At 61.7% G+C, this 20585-nt stretch carries 24 protein-coding genes; 8 read left to right on the top strand and 16 right to left on the bottom strand.

The window, feature by feature from the left end; all coding sequences use genetic code 11:
* Positions 1-12: 12 nt before the first annotated feature.
* A complete protein-coding gene (locus tag LDN82_RS02940) occupies positions 13-447 on the bottom strand; it encodes a hypothetical protein (protein ID WP_224166312.1) in 435 nt (144 codons plus the stop codon).
* Positions 448-576: 129 nt separating this feature from the next.
* On the opposite strand from LDN82_RS02940, the gene LDN82_RS02935 reads away from it, so the two are divergent.
* Positions 577-870, top strand: a complete 294-nt coding sequence (locus LDN82_RS02935; RefSeq protein ID WP_224094124.1) for a DUF503 domain-containing protein — start codon at positions 577-579, stop codon at positions 868-870.
* 19 nt (positions 871-889) lie between these two features.
* Here LDN82_RS02935 and LDN82_RS02930 read toward each other — a convergent pair whose 3' ends face one another.
* A complete protein-coding gene (locus LDN82_RS02930; RefSeq protein WP_224094122.1) occupies positions 890-1531 on the bottom strand; it encodes a GntR family transcriptional regulator in 642 nt (213 codons plus the stop codon).
* A 220-nt stretch (positions 1532-1751) separates the two neighbouring features.
* Here LDN82_RS02930 and LDN82_RS02925 point away from each other — a divergent pair, with 220 nt between their 5' ends.
* The 6 genes from LDN82_RS02925 (at position 1752) to LDN82_RS02900 (ending at position 7097) form a co-directional block, all read left to right on the top strand.
* The gene (locus LDN82_RS02925) at positions 1752-3092 is read left to right on the top strand and encodes an MFS transporter (RefSeq protein WP_224094120.1); all 1341 of its coding nucleotides are present in this window, start codon (positions 1752-1754) and stop codon (positions 3090-3092) included.
* Positions 3093-3180: 88 nt separating this feature from the next.
* Complete coding sequence (locus tag LDN82_RS02920; RefSeq protein ID WP_224166311.1) at positions 3181-3975, top strand: carbon-nitrogen family hydrolase; 795 nt, start codon at positions 3181-3183, stop codon at positions 3973-3975.
* A gap of 51 nt (positions 3976-4026) precedes the next feature.
* Complete coding sequence (locus tag LDN82_RS02915) at positions 4027-4713, top strand: DUF2848 family protein (protein ID WP_224166310.1); 687 nt, start codon at positions 4027-4029, stop codon at positions 4711-4713.
* Complete coding sequence (locus LDN82_RS02910; protein ID WP_224166309.1) at positions 4710-6197, top strand: 4-hydroxyphenylacetate 3-hydroxylase N-terminal domain-containing protein; 1488 nt, start codon at positions 4710-4712, stop codon at positions 6195-6197. The genes LDN82_RS02915 and LDN82_RS02910 overlap by 4 nt, the downstream gene beginning before the upstream one ends.
* Positions 6198-6199: 2 nt before the next feature.
* Positions 6200-6571 (top strand): cupin domain-containing protein, encoded by a 372-nt coding sequence (locus LDN82_RS02905; RefSeq protein ID WP_224166308.1) that lies wholly within the window; start codon positions 6200-6202, stop codon positions 6569-6571.
* 1 nt (position 6572) lies between these two features.
* A complete protein-coding gene (locus LDN82_RS02900) occupies positions 6573-7097 on the top strand; it encodes a flavin reductase family protein (RefSeq protein ID WP_224166307.1) in 525 nt (174 codons plus the stop codon).
* Between the two features lie 94 nt (positions 7098-7191).
* Here LDN82_RS02900 and LDN82_RS02895 read toward each other — a convergent pair whose 3' ends face one another.
* From LDN82_RS02895 to LDN82_RS02850, 10 genes are all read right to left on the bottom strand, one after another.
* Positions 7192-8085, bottom strand: a complete 894-nt coding sequence (locus LDN82_RS02895; RefSeq protein ID WP_216922004.1) for a carbohydrate ABC transporter permease — start codon at positions 8083-8085, stop codon at positions 7192-7194.
* Positions 8085-9110 (bottom strand): sugar ABC transporter permease, encoded by a 1026-nt coding sequence (locus LDN82_RS02890; RefSeq protein ID WP_224166306.1) that lies wholly within the window; start codon positions 9108-9110, stop codon positions 8085-8087. The genes LDN82_RS02895 and LDN82_RS02890 overlap by 1 nt, the downstream gene beginning before the upstream one ends.
* Positions 9107-10516 (bottom strand): N-acetylglucosamine/diacetylchitobiose ABC transporter substrate-binding protein, encoded by a 1410-nt coding sequence (ngcE, locus tag LDN82_RS02885; protein WP_224166305.1) that lies wholly within the window; start codon positions 10514-10516, stop codon positions 9107-9109. Before ngcE ends, LDN82_RS02890 begins: the two co-directional genes overlap by 4 nt.
* Positions 10517-10693: 177 nt before the next feature.
* Entirely contained in the window at positions 10694-11320 is a 627-nt protein-coding gene (locus LDN82_RS02880) for a hypothetical protein (protein ID WP_224166304.1), read from the bottom strand.
* 116 nt (positions 11321-11436) lie between these two features.
* On the bottom strand, positions 11437-11847 hold the full coding sequence (locus LDN82_RS02875) for an MmcQ/YjbR family DNA-binding protein (RefSeq protein WP_224094109.1): 411 nt from the start codon (positions 11845-11847) through the stop codon (positions 11437-11439).
* Positions 11848-11867: 20 nt separating this feature from the next.
* Positions 11868-12776 carry a polysaccharide deacetylase family protein gene (locus tag LDN82_RS02870; protein ID WP_224166303.1) on the bottom strand — a complete coding sequence of 303 codons (909 nt, stop codon included), beginning with the start codon at positions 12774-12776 and terminating at the stop codon, positions 11868-11870.
* Positions 12777-12872: 96 nt separating this feature from the next.
* On the bottom strand, positions 12873-13298 hold the full coding sequence (locus LDN82_RS02865; RefSeq protein ID WP_224166302.1) for a CoA-binding protein: 426 nt from the start codon (positions 13296-13298) through the stop codon (positions 12873-12875).
* 9 nt (positions 13299-13307) lie between these two features.
* Positions 13308-14156 (bottom strand): hypothetical protein, encoded by an 849-nt coding sequence (locus LDN82_RS02860; protein ID WP_224166301.1) that lies wholly within the window; start codon positions 14154-14156, stop codon positions 13308-13310.
* On the bottom strand, positions 14153-14707 hold the full coding sequence (locus LDN82_RS02855) for a sigma-70 family RNA polymerase sigma factor (RefSeq protein ID WP_224167447.1): 555 nt from the start codon (positions 14705-14707) through the stop codon (positions 14153-14155). The genes LDN82_RS02860 and LDN82_RS02855 overlap by 4 nt, the downstream gene beginning before the upstream one ends.
* A gap of 638 nt (positions 14708-15345) precedes the next feature.
* Positions 15346-15786, bottom strand: a complete 441-nt coding sequence (locus LDN82_RS02850; protein ID WP_224094103.1) for a DUF1801 domain-containing protein — start codon at positions 15784-15786, stop codon at positions 15346-15348.
* 250 nt (positions 15787-16036) lie between these two features.
* On the opposite strand from LDN82_RS02850, the gene LDN82_RS02845 reads away from it, so the two are divergent.
* Positions 16037-16642, top strand: a complete 606-nt coding sequence (locus LDN82_RS02845) for a TasA family protein (RefSeq protein ID WP_224094101.1) — start codon at positions 16037-16039, stop codon at positions 16640-16642.
* Positions 16643-16754: 112 nt separating this feature from the next.
* Here the strand turns inward: LDN82_RS02845 and LDN82_RS02840 are convergent, their stop codons facing one another.
* The 4 genes from LDN82_RS02840 to LDN82_RS02825 are packed head-to-tail and all read right to left on the bottom strand — an operon-like array spanning position 16755 to position 20559.
* Complete coding sequence (locus LDN82_RS02840) at positions 16755-17867, bottom strand: FAD-binding oxidoreductase (RefSeq protein ID WP_224166300.1); 1113 nt, start codon at positions 17865-17867, stop codon at positions 16755-16757.
* Positions 17868-17915: 48 nt separating this feature from the next.
* On the bottom strand, positions 17916-18977 hold the full coding sequence (locus LDN82_RS02835) for a Gfo/Idh/MocA family oxidoreductase (RefSeq protein ID WP_224166299.1): 1062 nt from the start codon (positions 18975-18977) through the stop codon (positions 17916-17918).
* Positions 18977-19774 carry an amino acid ABC transporter ATP-binding protein gene (locus LDN82_RS02830; protein ID WP_275965067.1) on the bottom strand — a complete coding sequence of 266 codons (798 nt, stop codon included), beginning with the start codon at positions 19772-19774 and terminating at the stop codon, positions 18977-18979. Before LDN82_RS02830 ends, LDN82_RS02835 begins: the two co-directional genes overlap by 1 nt.
* A complete protein-coding gene (locus LDN82_RS02825; protein WP_224166298.1) occupies positions 19771-20559 on the bottom strand; it encodes an amino acid ABC transporter permease in 789 nt (262 codons plus the stop codon). Before LDN82_RS02825 ends, LDN82_RS02830 begins: the two co-directional genes overlap by 4 nt.
* Between the last annotated feature and the right edge of the window lie 26 nt (positions 20560-20585).

The raw sequence follows: 20585 nt of genomic DNA, 5'->3' as shown, positions 1-20585 counted from the left end.
CCACGCCAATTTCTAACATGTCAGGGTTCCTGTCAAAGCGGAGCCTTTCCATGAGTTGGTCGAGCCGGGAACCTTGTAATACCCGCGGATCTCGTAGGTCCAACTGCCCAGGGGCTGAATTCCGGACCTATAGGACTTTCCGGCATTCTTACTAAGGTCGCCGGTGAATTCCAAAGTCCCGGAGGGGCTGTACAGCTTGATCTCGTGATAGTTCGCGCCAGGAACTTCCGCGAAGGAAATCACGTCCACTGCGACCTTGGCACCGTTCGCCGAGCAGGTCATCACCACGTCCGCGCTGGTCGGGGCAAGGAGACGCATGGCCGAGTACTGCGGCGTGGCATTCCTGGTGTCAGAGAATGCGGCAAGGGCTGCGGTGGGACCGGCCATCATGGAAACAGCGACGGCGGTTACGCCCGCGAGTGCGCGCCAGGTATGGTTCTTGCTCATGCCGCCCGCCCCCTTAGCTGCTTCCGGCCCTGCTCTGGTTCCAGTCTGATCGGGCTGGATCAATCCCGGTGCGGCATTTCCTCAAGATTGGCTCAGGATTCCGGGCCGGAGACGTGCCCATAATGAACCATGTGGATCGGATGGATTGAATTCGATGTGCTCCTGGGCGATGTCCATAGCCTCAAGGAGAAGCGCTCGCTCGTGCGGCCCGTCATTGCTGAACTCAAACGCCGCTTCGAAGTGTCCGCAGCCGAGACCGGACTGCAGGACCAATATCGCCGGACCTTGCTGGGTGCGGCGCTCGTGGCGCCTGACCGCGCGCACCTCAAGGAAGTGCTCGACGCCGTTGAACGCTTCGTCGCTGCCCGGCCCGAGCTTGAGCTGCTGAGCGCAAGGCAACGGGAGCTGCACAGCGAAGACTAGGCGTACACAAACCGAGGGGTTAGTAGCCGATGACCGCCAGCCGCGTTGAATCCAGGTGGGCATCGATCGCTTGATGGGCGGCGTCCAGGCTCCGCGTGCGCAGGGCATCCACAATCAGCTGATGCTCGCGGAGCACGTCCCCGGCACGGTCTGTCCCCTGCGTGACAGCGCGGACACCAATCCTGAGTTGGCGCTGCCGAAGGGAAGCATAGAAATCGGCCAGGATTGGATTTCCTCCCGCACGCACCATGAGCGTGTGGAATTCTGTGTCCAACTCAATGAACCGGGCGGGGTTCTCCTTCGCTTCGTGCTGTTGGTCGATGATGCGTTGGAACGCATCGATCTGCCCATCCGGCATGCTGTCCAGGGCTGAGACGGCCCACTTCTCCACCACGGAGCGGGCCTGCAGGATCGCCCGGACATCGGGGTCCGAGATTGGCGGAACGTAGGCGCCTTTGTGTGGGATCCGTTTGACGAACCCCTCGGCTTCGAGGCGCAACAATGCCTCACGGACCGGTGTGCGCGAGGTACCGGTGGATTTTGCGAGGACCGCCTCATTGAGGAAGGTCTCCTCATCCCGCGGCAGGGCAGCGATATAGCTTTTCATCCACTGATAAGCCACTTCGGGCTGTGATTGAGCAGTGGGAGTCATCTGGATCATGGAGAGCCTTTCTCGCGAAGCCCAGTATACGAGTTGCATTCAGGGCCGGCCCGGACGCTCTCGAAAAAACTTCTTCGTCAAATATAGACGGGTTGTATACAACTAGTCTACAGTGATGTTCAGTGACTCCGCTCACCCATTTGGAACCCCTCAATTTCCTGGGACCGGCCTCGCTTCACCGGAAGCCCCGGCCGCTCCCAACCGCAAAAGGATCCCCACAATGACCGATTTGAAGAAAGCAGAACTGAGGCAGCAGAAGCACTCCAGCCTGCCCGTGGTCGCTGCTTCGAGCCTGGCCGGCACGGCCGTCGAATGGTACGACTTCTTTCTCTACGGCACCGCCGCCGCATTGGTTTTCAACAAGCTCTTTTTCCCTACCGGTGACCCCCTCGTGGGAACAATGCTGGCGCTGGGAACATTCGCCGCCGGCTTCCTTGCCCGCCCGCTGGGCGCCGTCGTCCTGGGGCACCTGGGCGATAAGCATGGCCGTCGTGCCACCCTGGTAGCCAGCCTCATGCTCATGGGCGTAGCCACCACATTTATTGCGTTCATCCCTTCTTATGCAGCCATCGGCGTCGCAGCACCGTTGCTGCTCTTGCTGTTGCGCCTGATCCAGGGATTCGCCCTGGGCGGCGAATGGGGCGGGGCCGTTCTCCTCGTTTCCGAGCACAGCAATGACAGCGCACGGCGTGCATTCTGGGCATCCTGGCCCAACATGGGTCCGCCGCTGGGCAACCTCATGGCCGCAGGTGTGCTGGCAATCCTCGCCGCCACCATGCCCGAAAGTGAATTCCTCGCCTGGGGCTGGCGCCTTGCCTTCGGGCTGTCCGCCCTCCTGGTGATCATTGGCTTGGTCCTGCGTCTCTACGTTCAGGAGACTCCGCTGTTCAAGGAAGCACAGCTGAAGCGCGAGGCAGAAGCCATCAAGGAACGGAAATTGCCCCTGGCCGTTCTGTTCCGCCGCAACTGGCGCCAACTGCTCATCGCCACCGGCAGCCGCATGGGTGAAAACGCAGGCTTCTACATCTACTCGCTGTTCATCATCACCTACGTCACCCAAATCATGGGCTTGCAGCGGCAGACAGGCCTCACCGCCGTCATGATCGGCCAGGGCGTCGCCGTCGTCGCCATCCCCATCCTGGCGCTCTATGCGGACAAAGTGGGCCGGAAGCCGATCATGATCGGCGCTTCGATCGCCACAGTCATCTGGGCGTTCGCGTTCTTCGCACTGCTGAACACAGGCCAAGTCTGGGGCATTATTGCCGCCGCCGTCGGCGGTCTGTTGATCTTCGCCGCCTACAGTGCCGTGATCGGTGCGTTCTTCTCCGAGCTGTTCCCCACGGATGTCCGGTACAGCGGCACCTCGGTTGCGTACAACCTCGCCTCGCTGATCGCCGGATCCCTGTCGCCCATCATTGCCCTGGCTCTCTACAGCGCCTTCGGCACTGGCTACGCAATCGGTATCTACCTCGCAGCGATGGGCCTGATCTCCATGGTCTCGGTCATGTTCGCCAAGGAAACCAAGGGCCTGCGGCTCAGCGACCTGGACGAACAGAAATAGTCCCCCGCGAGATGGCACTTCATAACAGTGTTTGCCCAAAACATTGGCGCGAAGTGCCAACTCGAAACACGAAAGTAAGGAAACAACCATGAAAGTCGCACTCGTCCAGGTGGCCAGTCCGGATTCTGAATCCCGTGGGCAGCGGATAGATCGCGTTGAAGCGATTCTTCGCGGCATCGACGGTGCCGAGCTGATCGTCCTGCCCGAACTATGGAGTGCCGGATACTTCCACTTCGATGAGTACGAAGCCCTGGCCGAGACCCTCTCTGGTCCAACGGTGTCCATGTGTTCACGGGTTGCCGCCGATCTTGGCGTGTACCTTCACGTCGGGAGCATCATCGAGGCCGGCGGGGACGGCCGGCTCAGCAACACGTCCATCCTGCTGGGACCGGACGGGAAAATCCTGCACACGTACCGGAAGATCCACGTCTTTGGTTACAAGTCCAAGGAAGCCAGCCTCCTCACCGCCGGATCCTCCCTGCCTGTGGTGGAGTTGCCCTTCGGAGCAACGGCCGGGATCACCTGCTATGACCTCCGGTTCCCAGGCTTGTGGATGGAGCTGAGCACCCGGGGTGCGGAAATCGTCATCGTCCCTGCAGCCTGGCCCGCAGCGCGTCGCGAACACTGGCGGCTGCTCACAACCGCCAGGGCGCTGGAACACCAAATCTTCGTCATTGCCTGCAACGCCGCAGGCACCCAGGAAGGCGTGGAGCTTGGAGGACACAGCCGGGTGGTGGACCCGGCCGGCAACGTACTCGCCGAAGCCGGCGCCGGGGAATCAGTGCTCATGGTGGACATCGATCCCGATCAGGTCAAGGCAATACGCACCGAGTTCCCGGTCATTGGTGATCGGCTCGCGGCCTACGACGCCCTTGCCGTTTGACGTTTGGCCAAGCCGAAACACCACGATTCAGGCAGCATTCAAGGAGACGTAATGGAAACAACACGGCAAGTCCCACTCACCTTCAGGGTGGTGGGCACGGACAAGACAATCACGGTCTCGGACTTCCACGCAGTAGTGGCCGGCTATACCGGCCGGGATCCCAAGGCCGTGCAGCATCACATCGACGAGCTGGCAGCCATTGGCGTGGCTCCACCGCCGGAAGTGCCCATGTTCTACCGGATGGACTCGCACCTGTTCGATACATCAGGCGAACACGACACCAGCAACAACCTGACCTCCGGCGAAATTGAGCCACTCTATATTCGCCACGACGGAAAGTACTACCTCGGCATCGGTTCCGACCACACGGACAGGGACATCGAAGCCCAGGACATTGGCGATTCCAAGAGGGCATGCCCCAAGCCCATCGCTTCCGAGGTCATCGAAGTCCCTTCACTCGAGGACCTGGACCTTGACCAGTGCACCGCCCGCTCCTGGGTGGACGGCGAACTGTACCAAGAGGGTTCGTTGGCGGGCCTGCGCAAGCCGGCGGACGTCGTCGAAAAGCTCCTGGCGCGGACGGACATCGGTGACTCTGACTTCATGTGCCTGGGTGGCACGTTGCCACTGCTGAAGGGGAAGTTCGTTGACGGAACTTCCTGGAAAGTAGAGCTCTCGTTCCCGGATGGGACGAGAATCGAACACAACTACAAAATCAAGAAAGGCTCACTTCGATGAGAACCGGAAAGCAATACCTGAAGTCCCTGAACGATGGCCGGACGGTGATCCTCGATGGCGAGGTAGTCGGCAACGTCCTGGAACACCCGGCGTTCGCGAAGGTCGCCCGGACCATGGCTGAGCTGTTCGACATCGCAGCCGATCCCGGCAACGGCATGCAGTTCCACTCCGAAGAAATCAATGGACCCGCGAACCGCACGTTCGCTGCCCCGCGCACCCAGGAAGAGCTCGTCCTCCGCCGTCACGCCATTGAAAAGTGGGCCAAGCACACCCACGGCTGGGTAGGCCGCAGCCCCGACCACGTGGGTACCTTCTTCGCCGCCTTCGGCTCGCACGCGGACGTGTTCAAGAATGACGAGCGCGACTTCGCCGGCAACGTCGAGCGCTACTACAAGAAGATCCTTTCCGAAAACCTGTACCTTTCCTACGCGATCATTCCGCCGCAGGTCTCCCGCGCAACCACTGCGTCCGGTTGGGAAGGCGAATACCTGCAGGTCGGCGTCGTGCGTGAAACCGAGGAAGGCATCATTGTCCGGGGTTCGCAGATGCTCGCCACTGGCGCGGCGATTGCTGACGAAGTGTTTGTCACCTGCATCAAGCCGCTGGGTCCGGATGACGTGGACTTTGCCGTCAGCTTCGCCGTTCCGGTGGCGACTGACGGGTTGAAGCTGTACTGCCGCCGTCCGTTCGCGCCGGCAGCCACCAGCGACTTCGACTACCCGCTGACCAGCCACTACGACGAGCCAGACGCACTTGTGGTCTTCGATGACGTCCTGATCCCCTGGGACCGCGTCTTCATCAACCGGAACATCGAAACCCTTCGCCGCCAGTTCTTCGACACCGGTGCCCACGCGTTGGGAAACTGGCAGGCCCAGATCCGGTTCTCCACCAAGCTGAAGTTCATTGCTTCTGTTGCACGCAAGGTCACCCAGGTGAACGGCACGGACAAGATCCCCGGCGTGCAGGAGAAGCTTGGCGAGCTCGCCGCGATCGTCCAGTCCGTTGAATCGGCGGTCCTTGCGGCCGAATACACGGCAACGGTTGACGACGCCGGCATGGTGGTTCCCGGGAAGAGCGCACTTTACGGGGCCATGGGTCTTCAGTCCGAGACTTACCCGCGGGTGATTTCGATCCTTCGCGATCTGGTTGGTGGTGGCGTGCTGCAACTGCCGTCCAGCGTCGCGGACATGACCAGCAGTGTGACCCGTCCGGACATGGAACGCTATGTGCAGTCCCCCGGTGTTGCCAGCGAAGAGCGCGTGAAGCTCTTCAAGTTGGCCTGGGACATCATCGGTTCCGAGTTCGCCGGACGCCACCAGCAGTACGAAATGTTCTACGCGGGCGCCCCGTTCGTGGTCCGCGGTGCCTATACCTACCGGAACTACGGCTACGACGCCCTGGTGGCCGAGCTGGACAAGTACCTTGGTTCTTACGGCATCAACGGCCCAGTAGACGGCGGCGTCAACGGCTTGGAAGGAGAATAGCCATGGCAAAGCCCGAATTCGAGTTCACCCCCACCTCCTCGGTGGATTTCGCGCCCTGCAACCCGCACATTGAGGGCTTGTCGGAGGCCATCCTTGCCCGGGATTCGGACAATGACAGCGTCACGCGCATCCTCAAGTTCGAACCCGGGACGGACACCTCACCCAATGGTGTCCTGACGCACGATTTCTGGGAAGAGGTCTTCATCTTCGAGGGCTCGTTCGTGGACCAGCGCCTGGGCAAGACCTTCAAAGCCGGCGATTGGGCCACCCGCCCGCCGGGCATGGAACACGGTCCGTGGGTTTCCGAGACCGGGGCCAAGATGTTCGAGGTCCGGTACTACACGGATTCCGTACCAGCCGAGCGGAGCAACTGACATGAGCCTCGCACCGCTCTTCACTGTTCCCGATGCCATGGGGATGCGCCGCGCAATGGGCCGCTTCCTCACGGGTGTCGCCGTGGTCACCACCAAGCACGAGGATAAGCTGTACGGAATGACCATCAGCTCGTTGACCTCCATCAGCCTGGAACCGCCTATCCTCATGATCTCGCTAAACTTCGGCACGCGGACCGGTGAGGCGTTGATCGAGAGTGGCAAGTTCGCCGTCTCGATCCTTGGGGCCAAGCAGGAGTCGATGGCGCGACGCTTTGCGGTGCGGGGCGGCGACCGTTTCGGCGACGGCGAATTCGACATGACCGAGAATGGACTTCCCGTCATCAAGGGCGCCCTCGCCCAGGCTGATTGCACCGTTGTGCAGCAGTACGACGTCGGAGATCACCAGGTCTTCTTCGGCCAGGTCACCACGTGCCGGGACCGGGACGGCGAGGTTCTCGCGTTCAAGGCGGGCCGCTTCGGCTCGTTCTCCGACTTCGGCCACGCGGAGATCCCCTGGATGTTCTAACCTCCCTCTTAAAGCAACGCGGGGTCACTTACGGCCCATAAATCCCCTTGGGATGGGCTGTAAGTGACCCCGCGTTGCTTTTGGCAGGCGTGTGCTATTTCGAGGTGCCCTGCGAGACCGAACCCTGCAGTTGACGCTGGAAGATGACGTAGACAATGAGCACAGGAACCACTGTGACAGTGACTGCGGCGAAGAGTGCCCCGAAGTCCACGGCGTACCCCATCTGGCCGGCGAAAGCCGCGAGGCCCTGCGAGAGAACACGCGGCCCTGCAGCATTGATGGATACAGGGATGAGGAACTGGTTCCACAGGCCCAGGAAGTTGAAGATGGCAACCGAGGCGAGGCCAGGCTTGGCCATCGGCAGCATGACCTGGAAGAAGGTCCGCCACTCCCCTGCGCCGTCAAGTGCGGCTGCTTCAGTGATTTCGTGCGGCAGGGACTTGAAGAACGAGAACAGGAAGAACACTGTGAACGGCAGGGCGAACCCTACGTACACAATGATCAGGCCCGGCAGGGTGTTCAGCAGTCCGATGTTCTTCAGCACGAAGAACAGCGGGACCATGGCAAGGAAGATCGGGAACGTCAGGCCGGCCAGCATGAGGTAGTAGATCGCCCGACTACCCGGGAACGTGTACCTTGCCAGGACGTAGGCGCACATTGCACCGAGCACCATCACGATCACCAGTGCCGAGCCCACCACAACCACGGAGTTCAGGAAGTAGCTCCCGATCCCGGCTTCACTCCAGGCCTTCACATAGTTGTCGAACCGCCACTGCGAGGGCAAAGCGAACGGAGAGGCGAAGATCTCGCTGGATGTCTTGAAGGAGGACATGAACGTCCACAACAACGGCAGGATCACGATGAGCGACCAAATGGTCAGCGCAGTGTGTGAAACAGCGCCCACCAGTTTGTCCCCGGGAGTAGTGGCGGGTTTGCGCGGCTGGAAATGCAGCGACTTCATTTCAGGGGTTGAGACTTTTGTTGTCATTAGATGCTCACGTCCTTGTCGCCACCAGTGAGCCGGTTAACCACGAACACCAGGCCGGAGAAGATCAGGGTGGCCACGGCCAGGACGACGCCCATGGCACTGGCCAAGCCGAATTGGCCCTTGCTGAAAGCAGTGAAGAACAATTGCTGTGCCATCACGAGCGTCGAGTTGTCCGGACCACCGCCGGAGTTCAATGCCGCCATGTAGACGAACGCATCGAGCGCCAGGATGCCCATGTAGATGTAGGCGGTCTGGATGTTGTCCCTGATCAGGGGGATGGTGATGGACACTGCGGTGCGGAGCCTTCCTGCGCCATCGATCCTGGCGGCCTCGAACAGCTCAGCAGGGATGCCCTTGATGCCGGCCACGAAAAGGACCATGTAGAAGCCAACGAAGCCCCACACAATCACGAACATGGTTGCGGTCATGGCTGTGTTCTTATCGCCCAGCCACGCGAAGTCCTTGAACTGGTCAAGGCCCATGCTGGTCAGGATCCCGTTGAGCAGACCCCCGGAAGGATCATAAATCTGGCCCCACATGATGCCGATCGCGATGGCAGGAATCGTGTATGGGAAGAACGAAACAACGCGGTAGAAGCTGGAATTTCGCAGCCCCTTGATCTGGCCCTTGCTGCTCCCGCCCACGGTGACCATGGTTGCGAGGACCAGGCTCAGGATGATGGTGACGATAGGCAGCACGATGACCAGGAGAATGTTGTTCCCCATCGCCTTCATGAAGATGTCGTCCGAGAAGATCCTGGCGTAGTTCTCAAAGCCGATGAAGTTCTGTGTGGGCGAAAAACCCGACCAGTCCGTCAAGGAATATCCGAAGGCCTGGATGAACGGCCAGATCACGAACAAGAGATAGATCGCCAACGGCAGGCCAAGGAACACCGCGAAGAAGCTGACCTTGTCCCACGTCAGCGGCTTGCGCCGGCGCCTCACCACAACCGGTGGGGCCATGGCCGGAACGACGGCGGCCAGGCCGTCGTCGTTCCGGCTCTGCTTGGTTTTCACTACGGTCACTTCACTTCAATCTTCTTGACCGAGCTGTCGTTGCGGACCTTGTCGGTGATGTTCTGGAGGGCGGAGGTCAGCGTCGCAACGTCCGACTTGCCATCGAGGAAGGTGTTCCAGACGACGAGCTGGTCCTTGTTGGTGCCGTAGAGGTCGATGAAGTTCCAGGTGTAGATGTTCTCGCCTGCATCGCTAAGCAGCTTTGTCTGCGAGACCAACGCCGTGGAACCGAAGCCATCGGCCGGGACGGTGTCCTTGACGATGGTGGGAGCGAGCTTGGTCTTTGCGAAGTTGGTAGCAGCTTCCTTGGAGAGCATGACGCGGAGCAATTCCTTGCCGCCGGCAACGTTCTTGCCTTGGGAGGGAACGACGTAAGGCTCGCCGGCTGCGCTGTGCAGCGAGGCGTACGGCTTTTTGGGGCTCGCGCTCACTGAAGGCACTGGTGCGCCGGTCATCTTGAAGTCCGCCTTGGTCTGGTCCTTCATCTCGTTTTCGATCCACGAACCGGACGGGTAGAAAACCGCTTCCTGGGCATTGCTCCACTGGGCCTGCGCTGCCGTGAACTGCGTTCCGGAACCGCCGGGCTTGAAGTATCCCGCCTTGATGATCTTGTCCAAGGCCGTGAAGACGGACTGGATGGCCGGGTGCGACCAGCAGTCTGCCTTGAGGTTCTCCAGGGCCAAGCGAACTTCGTCGCCGCCTTCCTTGATAGCGGAGGCGATCGCCATTTCCTGGTAATACGTGGCTGCTTCCTTGCCCCAGAGGAACAGGTACTTGCCCTTGGCCTTGGCCTGCTCGCCGAGCGCGTACATTTCGTCCCAGGTCTTGGGAACGGTCCAGCCGTTTGCCTTGAGCAGGGAGTCCGAATACCACATGGCGTAAACAGTGAGCACATAGTTCAGGGCCGCCAACTTGCCCTCGAAGGTCCCTGGAGCGAGCACGCCGGTGTAGAGGGTGTCCTTGATGACCTTGCCTTCGAGGTTCTTGGCCTCCACCACGCTGGTGAGGTCCTCGAGCTGGGCAAGGATGGTGCTGAAACCAATGGCCTTGGCACCGGAGTTGTCGATCAGGTCCGGCGGGTTGCCACCAACGAAGCGCGGCTGGAGCTCCTGCGCGATATCCGTTGACGGGGCAATCTTGGCGGTGGAACCCGAGTGGGCCTTTTCGAAGGCCTTGCCGGCGAATTCCACGTAGTCGATGCCATAGCCGCCCTTGAAGATCACGGCGTCAACGGTGGACTTGTCCGCCATGCCAAAGGGGTTGGTGTCGGAAACAGTGCCCGTGGGGCCGGTAGTGGTACCGCCACCACCTGCTGCGCAGGACGCAATGGATCCCCCCATGGGGACGAGCACCGCAGCTGCGAGTGCCCCGCGGAGGAATCCGCGGCGGCCAAGGGACTGGTGCTGAACGTTCATTTTCGTAACCCTCCAGTGACTCGTAATGTCGACTGTTGCGGCAGGCGGCCGGAAAGTCGGACAGTCTGGGTTGGCCACTCTGCAGCGCCAACCTTCGTGTGACATACTTCACCACGAATGATCGAAAATCAATATTTCTCGGTAGTTTCGATCAACATTTGTCAAAGCGTGATCTTTCTACGGACCCTCCGCAAGGGCTTTCCCACACTCGGTAATCGCTTCCCGCGCGAGCAGCTTTTGCCGCTCAGTTCCCAGTCTTTCCGCCCATTGTTCGGCCAATTGGAACTCCACCAAGGCCTCGGTGAAGCGCCCGTTACCGTGCAGAAACCAACCAAGACTTGTGTGCAAAGCAATCATCCATCGCTTAGTTCGCTCATGACGGGCCGTGGAGGCGTATTCCAGGGCGCTCCGCATCCAGGCTTCCGCGTGGGCGGTGTCCGCAATGGAGAGCATGTGCAGTGCGTCCACAGCCAGGAATTCCTCACCAAGGTGGTCAGCCAACTCTGCCGCCTGCTCCAGCAGCGGCACCGCCATCGCTGCGTGCCCGCCGGCGTTCAAAATCCGGCCCCGCTCCAAAAGTACCCGCACGCCCACAGTGGGTTCGTCGCCGTCGATCCCGTCAAGGAGTGCGTCAGCTTCCTCCCACCGGCCCTGCAGACCGATGGCCCGACCAAGCTGGGTTGCAAGCTCGGCCCGCTCATCGGCGTCGTAGATTTCCTCCAGCATGGCTGCACGAAACCTGGCTTCGGACGCTGCCGGGTCGCCAAAGTTCCATAAGTGATCCAAAGTTCCCTGATCCAGCATCAACCCGCTCCTGACCAGCCCCAGCTGCGCCCGTTGGCTTGCACTATCAATCTAGCCCCATGTCAGCGGCGTGGGGAGAGGGTGCGGGGCCGTGTCAGAGCCGGTGCAGTCCGGCCTCAGAGACCAGTGCCGTTGGCGAGCCGCGCCCAGCCGAGCTGTTCCTGCTGCTTGCGGCTTAGCGTAGCCACCACCAGGTCATAGGAGTCCTCCACCATGTCCCGGATCATGTCATCGGGAAGGGCTCCATCCAGTCGGACGCCGTTCCAATGGGTCTTGTTCATATGCCAGGCACCCGTGATCTCGGGATGCGCTGCGCGGAGTTGCTCTGCCAACGCGGGCTCGCACTTAAGGCTCACGGACCAATTGTCAGGATCCATGGCGGAAAGCGCGAACATCTTGGCCTCGTGCCGCGCTCCACCCGCGACGGCGGCCCGCACCTTGAACACGGAGGTTTCAGGTCCGAAAGGGAAGTCTTCAAAGGCACCGGGAAAACCCAGGCAGATCCGGCGGAGCTGGGAAACGTCCATGGAGGTGAGCTTACCCGGCCCTATGCCACGCCCAGGAAGTCCTCCAGCAGCACCACTTCCAGGCCCGCAGCCAACTGCGCAGCACGGAAGGCAGCGAGGTCCGCGGCGAACTCGGCACGGAAATGCATCAGCACGATGTCGCCGGGACGCAGGGAGTTTCCCACCTGGTAGTCCATTTTTCCGGCGTTCGCCTTGGCCTCCCACGTGATGATCGCCTTCATTCCAGCGGCCGCAACCGCCTGGCGCATGACGTTGGAGTAGGCTCCGCCCGGGGGCCGGAACAGCGTGGGACGCCGGCCATAATGCTGAAGCGCGTAGTCCTGCATGCCCACGATGTCGTTCAGCTGCTGCTGGTACCCCCACTGCCGCACCATGTTGATGTTGTGCGTGACGGTGTGGTTCTCCACCAGGCTGCCTTGCGCCTTGAACGCGTTGAAGAATGCGGGGTTGTCCGCGATGGTGTCCCTGGTCAGGAACAGCGAAGCCGGATAGTCGTAGTCAGCCATGAGCTTGACCGATTCCGGGGTCTTGATATTGCCGTCGTCGATCGTCAGGAACACTACCGGGTGTTTGGTCTCGATCTTGGTGATCACGGGTGCAAGGCCGCCAACAATCGGCGGAAGCTGGTAATCGGGGATGAACGTCCGCCGGATCCGTTTCGTGGCGGCGGGCGTTGGGGTTGGGGCTGCACTGGACGACGGCGGCACCTCACCCCCGACCGACAACCCGCCGTTCGGGCCCGCCACCTCGGGCGACGCCGACGCGGAACCGTGCGGCAGCTCCGGCGTCGTGCTTTGCGGGGCTGTGCTTTGAGGGACTGTGCTTTGCGCGGTTGTGGTTTCGGGTGCTGCGCAGGCACTCAAACCGGCAACGAGCGAAGCACCGAATACCCCCAGAACGGCCCGCCGGGCTGGTTGGGAAACTGGCATGGAAATGGGCACCGCTGAATGGTCGCCACACATGGCCGTCCCCCAAGGCTAAAAGAATGAGTCAGCTGCAGATTAGCAAAGGATTCGACCCGGCGATTACAGGCCGTAATGCCAGCCTTCGCGTGCCGGGCAGGAATTGACCACGACGTCCAGGCCCGCATCCCTGGCGCGCTGCACGGCGTCGTCGTCAAAAACGCCCAGCTGCAGCCACACAGCCTTGGCACCGATGGCAATTGCCTGATCAATAACAGCGCCCACCCGCTGGGAGTTGACGAAGCAGTCAACGACGTCAATGGGGTGTTTCTCCGCGGGAATATCCATAAGGGACTTGTATCCCTTTTCACCATGGACGTCCTCGCCCTTGAGGTTCACGGGGATGATCTCCATGCCCATGCGGTCCCGAACGTACAGGGAGACGTCGTATGCGGAGCGCCACTCATTGTTGCTAAGCCCTACTATTGCCCAGCATCCTTTTGTTCGCATCAATCGTTCCACTACGGCCGGATCGTTGACATGCATCATGAGGCAAGCTTAGTGTCCCGCGCCCCTCAACCACTGCTTCAGCTTCTCCATAAAGGCCTGGAACTCTTCGTGAGACGGCTTCCCACCCAGCGATGGGAGTGTCTGGCTTGGTTTATTACCGTGGGCCGGGGCGGGCTTGGCAGTTGCAGTCGGCGCGGCGGTTGGTTCAACAACGTCGGGGAGCCCGGCCTGCCCAAGCTTTCCCTCGTCAAGGCTTATCTCCCGAGGCTCTGCTTCCGCAGGCTTCGCTTGGCCCGTAGGGGGCAACTCGCCGCCCGCGCCAGAAGCCGGGACGTTCGCGACGTCGGCCGGCCGCGCCCCAGGTTCTGCCTGCGCTCCAGGCGCTGGCCGGACTCCAGTCGCTGGCTGCAAAGAGGCCTGGCCTGACGGCCCGGCAGCGTCGGGAGCCTGCGGCACCGCAGGTGATTCGGTGGCTGGCGGGAGGGCGGCGGGATCCACTGAGGGCGCTGGTTCGGTGCTGACCTTCGGAGCGTCAGGCGCGGGCGCTGCGGCCGAAGGTTTCGGAGCGAAATTGCCCAGCAGCTCATCAACGAAGGTGGGTGTGCGGGTGAAACCGGAACTGGCCGCAGCCACACCACTCACGCCGAGCCCCATAGCCGCAACCACGGCAACGCCCACCACAGCCGTGCGGTGCTTGTTTCGCAAACGGCGCTTGCTGACTTCATCATGGGGTCCGGCTAGCATCGCGGCCAGCGCCGCGTTCGGGGCAGGTGCCGGGAGGGTCGCGAAGGAACGCATGGAGAGCAGGGCCTGGCGAAGGTCGGGCGCGTCAGTGGGCCCGGCGTCGAGCAGGAGCTCGTCGACGATACCTTCGCGTTCCATATCCCTGTATGTCATGAGGACACGTATTCCTTTACTGCCGAATGCTCACGGAGCGTCATCAAAGCCCTGCGCTGCAGTTGCTTCACCGCGCCGGCGGATTTCCCCATGGTGACGGCCACCTGCTCCACGGTCAGGCCTGCCACGATCCGCAGGGCCAGCACGTCGCGTTGGTCGTCCCCGAGGTAATCCAGGAGCTTCATGACCTCGTGAGGGGCCAGGAGGCCCATGGCCTCTGATTCTGCAGAACCCGATTCGCGGGTATCGCGCTCCGGCTCGAACTGGTGGTGTTCCGGGGCCCTGCTTTGCTTCCGATGCTCATCTACCATGCGGGCGTGGGCCACGGAAAAAACAAAGGTCCGTAATCCGCCTGCTCCTCCCCGGATCTCATCCAATCGGGGCAGGACAGCAAGGAACACGTCCTGTGTGATGGCCTCGGGATCCGACACGCCTTTAGCGGTCAGGTAGCCGAGAACCGGTCCGGCGTACGCCTGGTAGACGGCGCTGAACAATTCCGCGTTATTGCCCTTGAGCGCGTGAAGCGCTTCGTCGGTCAATGCGTCGGTCACAGTAAAGGGACTTTCGATCGGCGGCAGGTCCGGGTTTGGAGCAGGGTCGTCCGCCTTGGCTCGACGGCAACCCACCAAGGGTATCTGCTCAACCGGGCCACCCCAAGGATGGCCCATCATGTCCCTCAAAATCTCATCAGGAAAGAGAAGAACCGGGCTGGAACATGATGGGGGACAAATTCCAGCCCGGCCCTTTCAAAGACGTAATCGTCGGGGTACGCCAAAGGGTTACGCGAGGTACGAACTTTTTTGAAAACTTTTTGCGGCCCGTCAACGCCACGAGTGAGCTCTGGACTCTGCACACATAATCACTAGTCTGGGAAGGACCAATTCCGAGTTCCAAAGGAGAGATGATGACGCTTCCTCCGACTCACGAACCTGAGCCGTTCCCGCCGGAACCGGGGCCGGTCCAGCCACCACCGGATCCCACTACCCCGTTCCCGCCCAGCCCTATTCCGGATCCAAATCCGACGCCCGGGCCGCTTCCGGTTCCGGACCCTGGTCCCGTTCCGCCACATCCGGATCCAACACACCAACCGGATCAGCCGCCAAGTTAGGCCCGTTCAGGACCTGAACACGTACGACGGCGGCCGTCACCTTCCAGGGTGACCGCCGCCGTCGTCGCCGGTTCCGCTCCGCTAGCCGACCGCCCTCTTGATGAGCTCGACGATCGTTGTTTCAAGCTCCGGGGTGAGTTCAGTCAGGGCATACGATGTTGGCCACATGTTGCCGTCATCGAGCATCGCACTCTCTTCGAAGCCGAGAGTGGCATACCTGCTCTTGAACTTGTCGGCGCTCTTGAAGAAAACGATGTTCTTCCCGTCCTTGGCATACGCCGGCATTCCGTACCAGGTCTTAGGGGAAAGCTCCGGCGCGTGCTCCCTGATGAGCGCATGGAGTCGCTGCGCAATGGCCTTGTCCGCCGGTGGCATCTCGGCGATTTTTGCCAGGACGTCGCTCTCGCCGTCGGCTTTGGAAGCCTTCCTGGTCTTTTTGAGTTCTTGCGCACGCTCCTTCATGGCGGCGCGTTCGTCCTCGGAGAATCCGTCGTAGGACTTGGTAGTTCCGGTCTCCGTCATGGCAGGCCCCTCTCGCTGCTGGAAATCTTTCGGATATTTCAACGATAGGTCCGTCGCCGTTCGCCGGGCTTCTTCGAAACTGCTCGAATTCAGGACTGCACTTCATTGATCTTTTCCTGAGCAAGTGTTGATGGATTGCAGGAGTGGTTCTTGATCCGGGCCCGGCACAGTGGTTCTTGTCAGCCACTCAGGGCCGGCACAGGAAACGGCCGGCCGGCAGCGGTGGCCTCCCGAAAGGACACTGATTCCCATGGCCATCAGCCTCAAGACCACCTCCGGCAAGGTCCTCGCTTCCGTCGCACTGCTCGGCACCGCAGCCGCCGTCGCCGGCATGGGAACCTACGGCGCGTTCACCTCCTCCACCTCGGCCAGCCAGCAAGTCACCGCCGGCACCGTCACCATCGCCCTGGGCACCGGAGCGAACAACACCCTCAACGTCCCCGTCGCGGGCCTGCTGCCCGGAGACAAAGTCGAAAAGCTCGTCACCCTGGCCAACACCGGCAACTCGGACTTGAACAACGTCACCCTCACCACCTCCGCCGGCGCCACCGCCTCACTGCTCACCACCGACGTCACCAACGGCCTGCAGCTGACCATCGAGAACTGCTCCGTCGCCTGGACCGGCGCCGCAGCCCCCTACACCTGCACCGGCACCAAAACCACCGTCATGGCCGCCGCCCCGGTGATCACCGCGAACAAGGTCCTGAACAACCTGACCGCCCTGGCCCCGGCCAAAACCGACTACCTCAAAGTCACCACCGCGTTCCCCACCACCGCGAACGACACCTTCCAAGGCGCCACCAGCACCATCGCCTTCGCCTTCACCGGCACCCAACGCACCGAAACCACCAAGTAGCACCACCCCAGCAGCACCACCCCCACAAACTCCAACGGCCCCGACACGCTTATGCAGATGGCGTATCGGGGCCGTTGGCCCTTGTTAATGCGGCTTATTGAAGGGGTAACCCCTAGGAGAAACGGCCCGGCCGGAATGTTGCCAGCATGGGGTGCTTCCTGCCTGTCAGGATCTCTCCGGACAGCAGTTCACCTGCAATGAGTCCCAATGTGGCACCCGAGTGCGTGAACGCTACAAAGCAGCCGGGCACTTGGCCCAGTTCACCGAAGACGGGCTCACCGTCGCCGGGGATGGGCTTGTAGCCGATCTTCCAGGACGCAGGCTTAAGTTCCGGGTTGCCTGCAATCAGCTTGGAAGCTTCGTCGGCCAGTTCCTGGACAACCTCGTCCGGGATGCTGAAGGAGCCGTCGGCGTGTTCGGTGATCCGGTCTTCGTACCAGTCGTGGTCCAGGGCGAAAGTGTTACCCGGGTTGGGACGGACGGCGGCACGTGGCGTATTCATCACTGCCTTCACCTGATGCTCCACGGGCTTGGTGACCACCAGCATGGACACCGGGGAACCATTGGGGATTTCCACACCAAGCGGCTTCACGACGGCGGGTGTTGCTGCGCCGCATGCCACGAGGACGGCATCGGCTGGATAGGTCTCGCCGGAAGCAGTCTCGACGCCGTTGGCCCGGCCGCCGTCGAGCGTCACCTGGACTTTGCCCGCGTTGAGGACGAGCTGGCCGCCGAGGCTGTGGAACTCCTCCATCAGGAAGTTGACCAGGTCCGGCAGGCTGACCCAGCCCTCTCCCGGGTTGAAAATGGCGTTCTCGGGAACAGCGCTGGCGTCGATGCCGGGCGTCACCGATGCGATCTCTTCAGGGGCGAGAAGTTTGGAGTCGTAGCCAATCGACTGTTCGTAAGCATGGCGCTCTTCGGTCACGTCACGCTGGCCGGCAGCGTTCCACATGAGGCCTCCGCCGAACTGCAGCCACTCGCGGGTGGGGTCGGCCGCGAACAGTGTCCGGTACCGGTCTACGCCGGCAAGCCGCAGCTGGTGGTAAGGGGTGGACCTTTCGCCGGCTGAATTAAGCCAGGACAGTGAACGGCCGGTGGCCTCGCTGGCCAGGCCCTGCTCGGTCAGGAGCGTCACGGAAGCTCCCCCGCGGAGCAGGTGAACGGCGGTGGAAACGCCCAGGATGCCGCCGCCGATGACGGCGACGTGCTTGGTGGAGGACATAGTTCTCCCTTTCTTTCGTGCTTGTGGATGCTTGGGACGCTCTTGCACTTAGGCGAAGGCGTGGATGCTTTCGATGATTTTGAGGGTTTCCAGCGCCTCGGCCGGAGCTACGGGAAGCCGCCCTTGGCCACGGAGGCAAGCTGCCAGTTCCGCGTAGAACTGCGGGTAGGCGCCCTTTTCTGCAGGTACGGGTGCGGCTGAACCGTCAACTCCCAGAAGCCCCCAAGACTCCTGGGGTTCAACGCCATAGGAAGCCTCCGACGGCGTAACACCGGCTGCGAGCGCGGGTTCCTGGCTGTCGAGACCCCACTTGGTGTACCCGGCTTTTGATCCGAGGACGTGGAACCGCGGGCCAACCTGGGCCGCCATGCCGTTCATCCACAGCCGGGATCGAACGCCTGACTCGTGGAGCAGGGTGACGAAGGCCTCCGTGTCTGCCGCGCCGGGGTGGGGGCCATGGTTTGCGGTTTCGCCGTAGCTTTCCTCCACTGGTCCAAACAACTGGATGGCTTGGTCGATCAAGTGGGCGCCGAGGTCATGGAGGATGCCACCGCCCTCGGCCAGGGTTGATGTATCGCGCCAGTTTCCGAAGCCTTCAGGCCGCCACCATTCAAAACGTGACTCAAAAGTCCGTACTTCACCCAGCGCCCCTTCCTGCAGCAGTTTGCGCAACGTCAGGAAGTCGGCGTCCCACCGGCGGTTCTGGAAGACAGTGAGCTGCACACCGGCGTCGGACGCGCGTGTGGCCAGTTCCTCACCGTGGGCGACGCTGGTGACGAAAGGTTTGTCCACCACAACGTTCAGGCCGCAGGCGATCGCCGTGGCACCAAGCTGGAGGTGGGTGAGCGGCGGCGTTCCCAGCACCACAAGATCGAGCTCGCTGGCAAGCGCGAACATGTGTTCCGGAGTGGGCAGTATCCTCGCTTGTGGGTAGAGGCGGGCGGCCTCGCGGGCGCGCTCCGGGTCCGCCGTCACGATGACGTCCAGTGAATAGTTCGGATCCGCTGCAATCAGCGGGGCATGGAAGACCTTGCCTGAGACGCCAAACCCGACGACGGCGGTCCGGATCGGTGCCGCTGTTCCTTGGGCCATCACAGGATTCCCGCCCATCACAGGACTTCCGAAAGGAAGCGCTGCAGGCGTTCGCTGCGCGGGTTGTCGAAGAGCTCAGCGGGCGTGCCCACTTCCACCACTTCGCCCTCATCCATGAAGACCACTTGATCAGCAACCTTGCGGGCAAAGCCCATCTCGTGAGTCACCACCAGCATGGTCATGCCGCGGCGGCCGAGGCCTGCCATGAGGTTCAGGACACCCTTGACGAGTTCCGGGTCCAGCGCGCTGGTGGCTTCGTCGAAGAGCATGACTTCGGGTTCCATGGCAAGCGCCCGGGCGATGGCGACGCGCTGCTGCTGACCGCCGGAGAGATCGCGGGGCCGGTGGTCGGCGCGTTCGGCGAGGCCCACTTCGGCGAGCCGGCGCCGGGCGCGTTCCCGTGCCTCCTTCTTGGACATTCCCTTGACGCTCCACAGAGCCAACGCCACATTTTCCAGGGCTGTGTGGTCAGGGAAGAGGTTGAAGTGCTGGAACACCATGCCGATGCGGGCGCGGAGGATGTCCGGCTTGACCTTGAGGGCGCTTTCGCCTGCGAGAAGCACGTCCCCGCTCTTGGGTTCGTGCAGGCGGTTGACGCCCCGCAGGAGGGTGGACTTGCCGGAACCGGACGGACCGATGATGCACGTGGTGGTGCCTGGAGCCACATTCAGGCTGACGTTGCGGAGTACTTCGACGTCGCCATAGGCCATGGTCAGGTTCCGCAGTTCCAGGCTGGAGCCGTGGAACTTTTCGATGTCCGGGGTGGTTTTGTTTGTGCTGGCACTGGCTGTGTTGCTGCTGCTTGTGAGGTTCACGTGTTGCTCCCGGTGATGAGCGGCGATGCCGCATCGAGTTCCTTGACTTCCTTCAGCCCGCTGGTTGGGGCTGTGGGACGGCGGCGACCGGTGCGGAACTTGTTATCGAAGTAGTTGACCAGGTGGGTCAGTGGCACGGTGATCACCAAGTAGAAGATGCCTGCCATGACCAGCGGCGAGAGATTGCCTGAGAGTACTGCGGCATCCTGGCCCACACGGAACAGTTCACGTTCGCTGACCAGCAGGCCCAGGAAGTAAACCAATGAGGAGTCTTTGACGATCGCAATGAACTGGTTTACCAGCGCAGGCAGCACCCGGCGGACGCCCTGTGGCACCACTACCAGTGCCATGGACTTGGAGTAGCTCATGCCCAGGGCCCGGCATGCCTCGCCTTGGCCTTTGTCCACGCTCTGGATGCCTGCACGGAAGATTTCTCCGATGTAGGCGCTGGCGATCAGACTTAACGCGATGATTCCCAAGGGATATGGCGAGGGTCCAAACACCGACTGGCTGAAGCGGGCAAAGCCCTGCCCGATCAGGAGGATAGTGAGGATCGCGGGCAGTCCACGGAACAGGTCTGTGTAGACCCGCGCCGGGATACGCAGCCACTTTGACCGCGAGATCCCCATGACCGCCACCACCATGCCCATCACTACGCCGAGGATGGTTGCTGCGATGGAGATGATCAGGGTGTTGAGGAGTCCAACTCCCAGGAGTTGGGGCAGTACTTCGATCATTGAATCGACATCGAAGAACGTGCGGCTGATGGTATTGAGCCAATCCATTGAGTGCTCTCAGACGTTTGTTGGTT

The organism is Arthrobacter sp. StoSoilA2 (assembly GCF_019977195.1).
Lineage (GTDB): Bacteria > Actinomycetota > Actinomycetes > Actinomycetales > Micrococcaceae > Arthrobacter.
Note: the sequence above shows the minus strand (reverse complement) of the source record. Positions and strands in the feature narration are given on the sequence as shown.

Excerpts from the sequence above, each read along its gene's own strand:
- ngcE (WP_224166305.1), bottom strand. The coding sequence starts at position 10,516 with ATGAACGTTCAGCACCAGTCCCTTGGCCGCCGCGGATTCCTCCGCGGG.
- LDN82_RS02930 (WP_224094122.1), bottom strand. The coding sequence starts at position 1,531 with ATGATCCAGATGACTCCCACTGCTCAATCACAGCCCGAAGTGGCTTAT.
- LDN82_RS02875 (WP_224094109.1), bottom strand. The coding sequence starts at position 11,847 with ATGGACGTTTCCCAGCTCCGCCGGATCTGCCTGGGTTTTCCCGGTGCC.
- LDN82_RS02910 (WP_224166309.1), top strand. The coding sequence starts at position 4,710 with ATGAGAACCGGAAAGCAATACCTGAAGTCCCTGAACGATGGCCGGACG.
- LDN82_RS02905 (WP_224166308.1), top strand. The coding sequence starts at position 6,200 with ATGGCAAAGCCCGAATTCGAGTTCACCCCCACCTCCTCGGTGGATTTC.
- LDN82_RS02935 (WP_224094124.1), top strand. The coding sequence starts at position 577 with ATGTGGATCGGATGGATTGAATTCGATGTGCTCCTGGGCGATGTCCAT.
- LDN82_RS02860 (WP_224166301.1), bottom strand. The coding sequence starts at position 14,156 with ATGACATACAGGGATATGGAACGCGAAGGTATCGTCGACGAGCTCCTG.
- LDN82_RS02940 (WP_224166312.1), bottom strand. The coding sequence starts at position 447 with ATGAGCAAGAACCATACCTGGCGCGCACTCGCGGGCGTAACCGCCGTC.
- LDN82_RS02900 (WP_224166307.1), top strand. The coding sequence starts at position 6,573 with ATGAGCCTCGCACCGCTCTTCACTGTTCCCGATGCCATGGGGATGCGC.
- LDN82_RS02925 (WP_224094120.1), top strand. The coding sequence starts at position 1,752 with ATGACCGATTTGAAGAAAGCAGAACTGAGGCAGCAGAAGCACTCCAGC.
- LDN82_RS02895 (WP_216922004.1), bottom strand. The coding sequence starts at position 8,085 with ATGACAACAAAAGTCTCAACCCCTGAAATGAAGTCGCTGCATTTCCAG.
- LDN82_RS02840 (WP_224166300.1), bottom strand. The coding sequence starts at position 17,867 with ATGTCCTCCACCAAGCACGTCGCCGTCATCGGCGGCGGCATCCTGGGC.
- LDN82_RS02870 (WP_224166303.1), bottom strand. The coding sequence starts at position 12,776 with ATGCCAGTTTCCCAACCAGCCCGGCGGGCCGTTCTGGGGGTATTCGGT.
- LDN82_RS02825 (WP_224166298.1), bottom strand. The coding sequence starts at position 20,559 with ATGGATTGGCTCAATACCATCAGCCGCACGTTCTTCGATGTCGATTCA.
- LDN82_RS02835 (WP_224166299.1), bottom strand. The coding sequence starts at position 18,977 with ATGGGCGGGAATCCTGTGATGGCCCAAGGAACAGCGGCACCGATCCGG.
- LDN82_RS02845 (WP_224094101.1), top strand. The coding sequence starts at position 16,037 with ATGGCCATCAGCCTCAAGACCACCTCCGGCAAGGTCCTCGCTTCCGTC.
- LDN82_RS02865 (WP_224166302.1), bottom strand. The coding sequence starts at position 13,298 with ATGATGCATGTCAACGATCCGGCCGTAGTGGAACGATTGATGCGAACA.
- LDN82_RS02850 (WP_224094103.1), bottom strand. The coding sequence starts at position 15,786 with ATGACGGAGACCGGAACTACCAAGTCCTACGACGGATTCTCCGAGGAC.
- LDN82_RS02880 (WP_224166304.1), bottom strand. The coding sequence starts at position 11,320 with ATGCTGGATCAGGGAACTTTGGATCACTTATGGAACTTTGGCGACCCG.
- LDN82_RS02915 (WP_224166310.1), top strand. The coding sequence starts at position 4,027 with ATGGAAACAACACGGCAAGTCCCACTCACCTTCAGGGTGGTGGGCACG.
- LDN82_RS02920 (WP_224166311.1), top strand. The coding sequence starts at position 3,181 with ATGAAAGTCGCACTCGTCCAGGTGGCCAGTCCGGATTCTGAATCCCGT.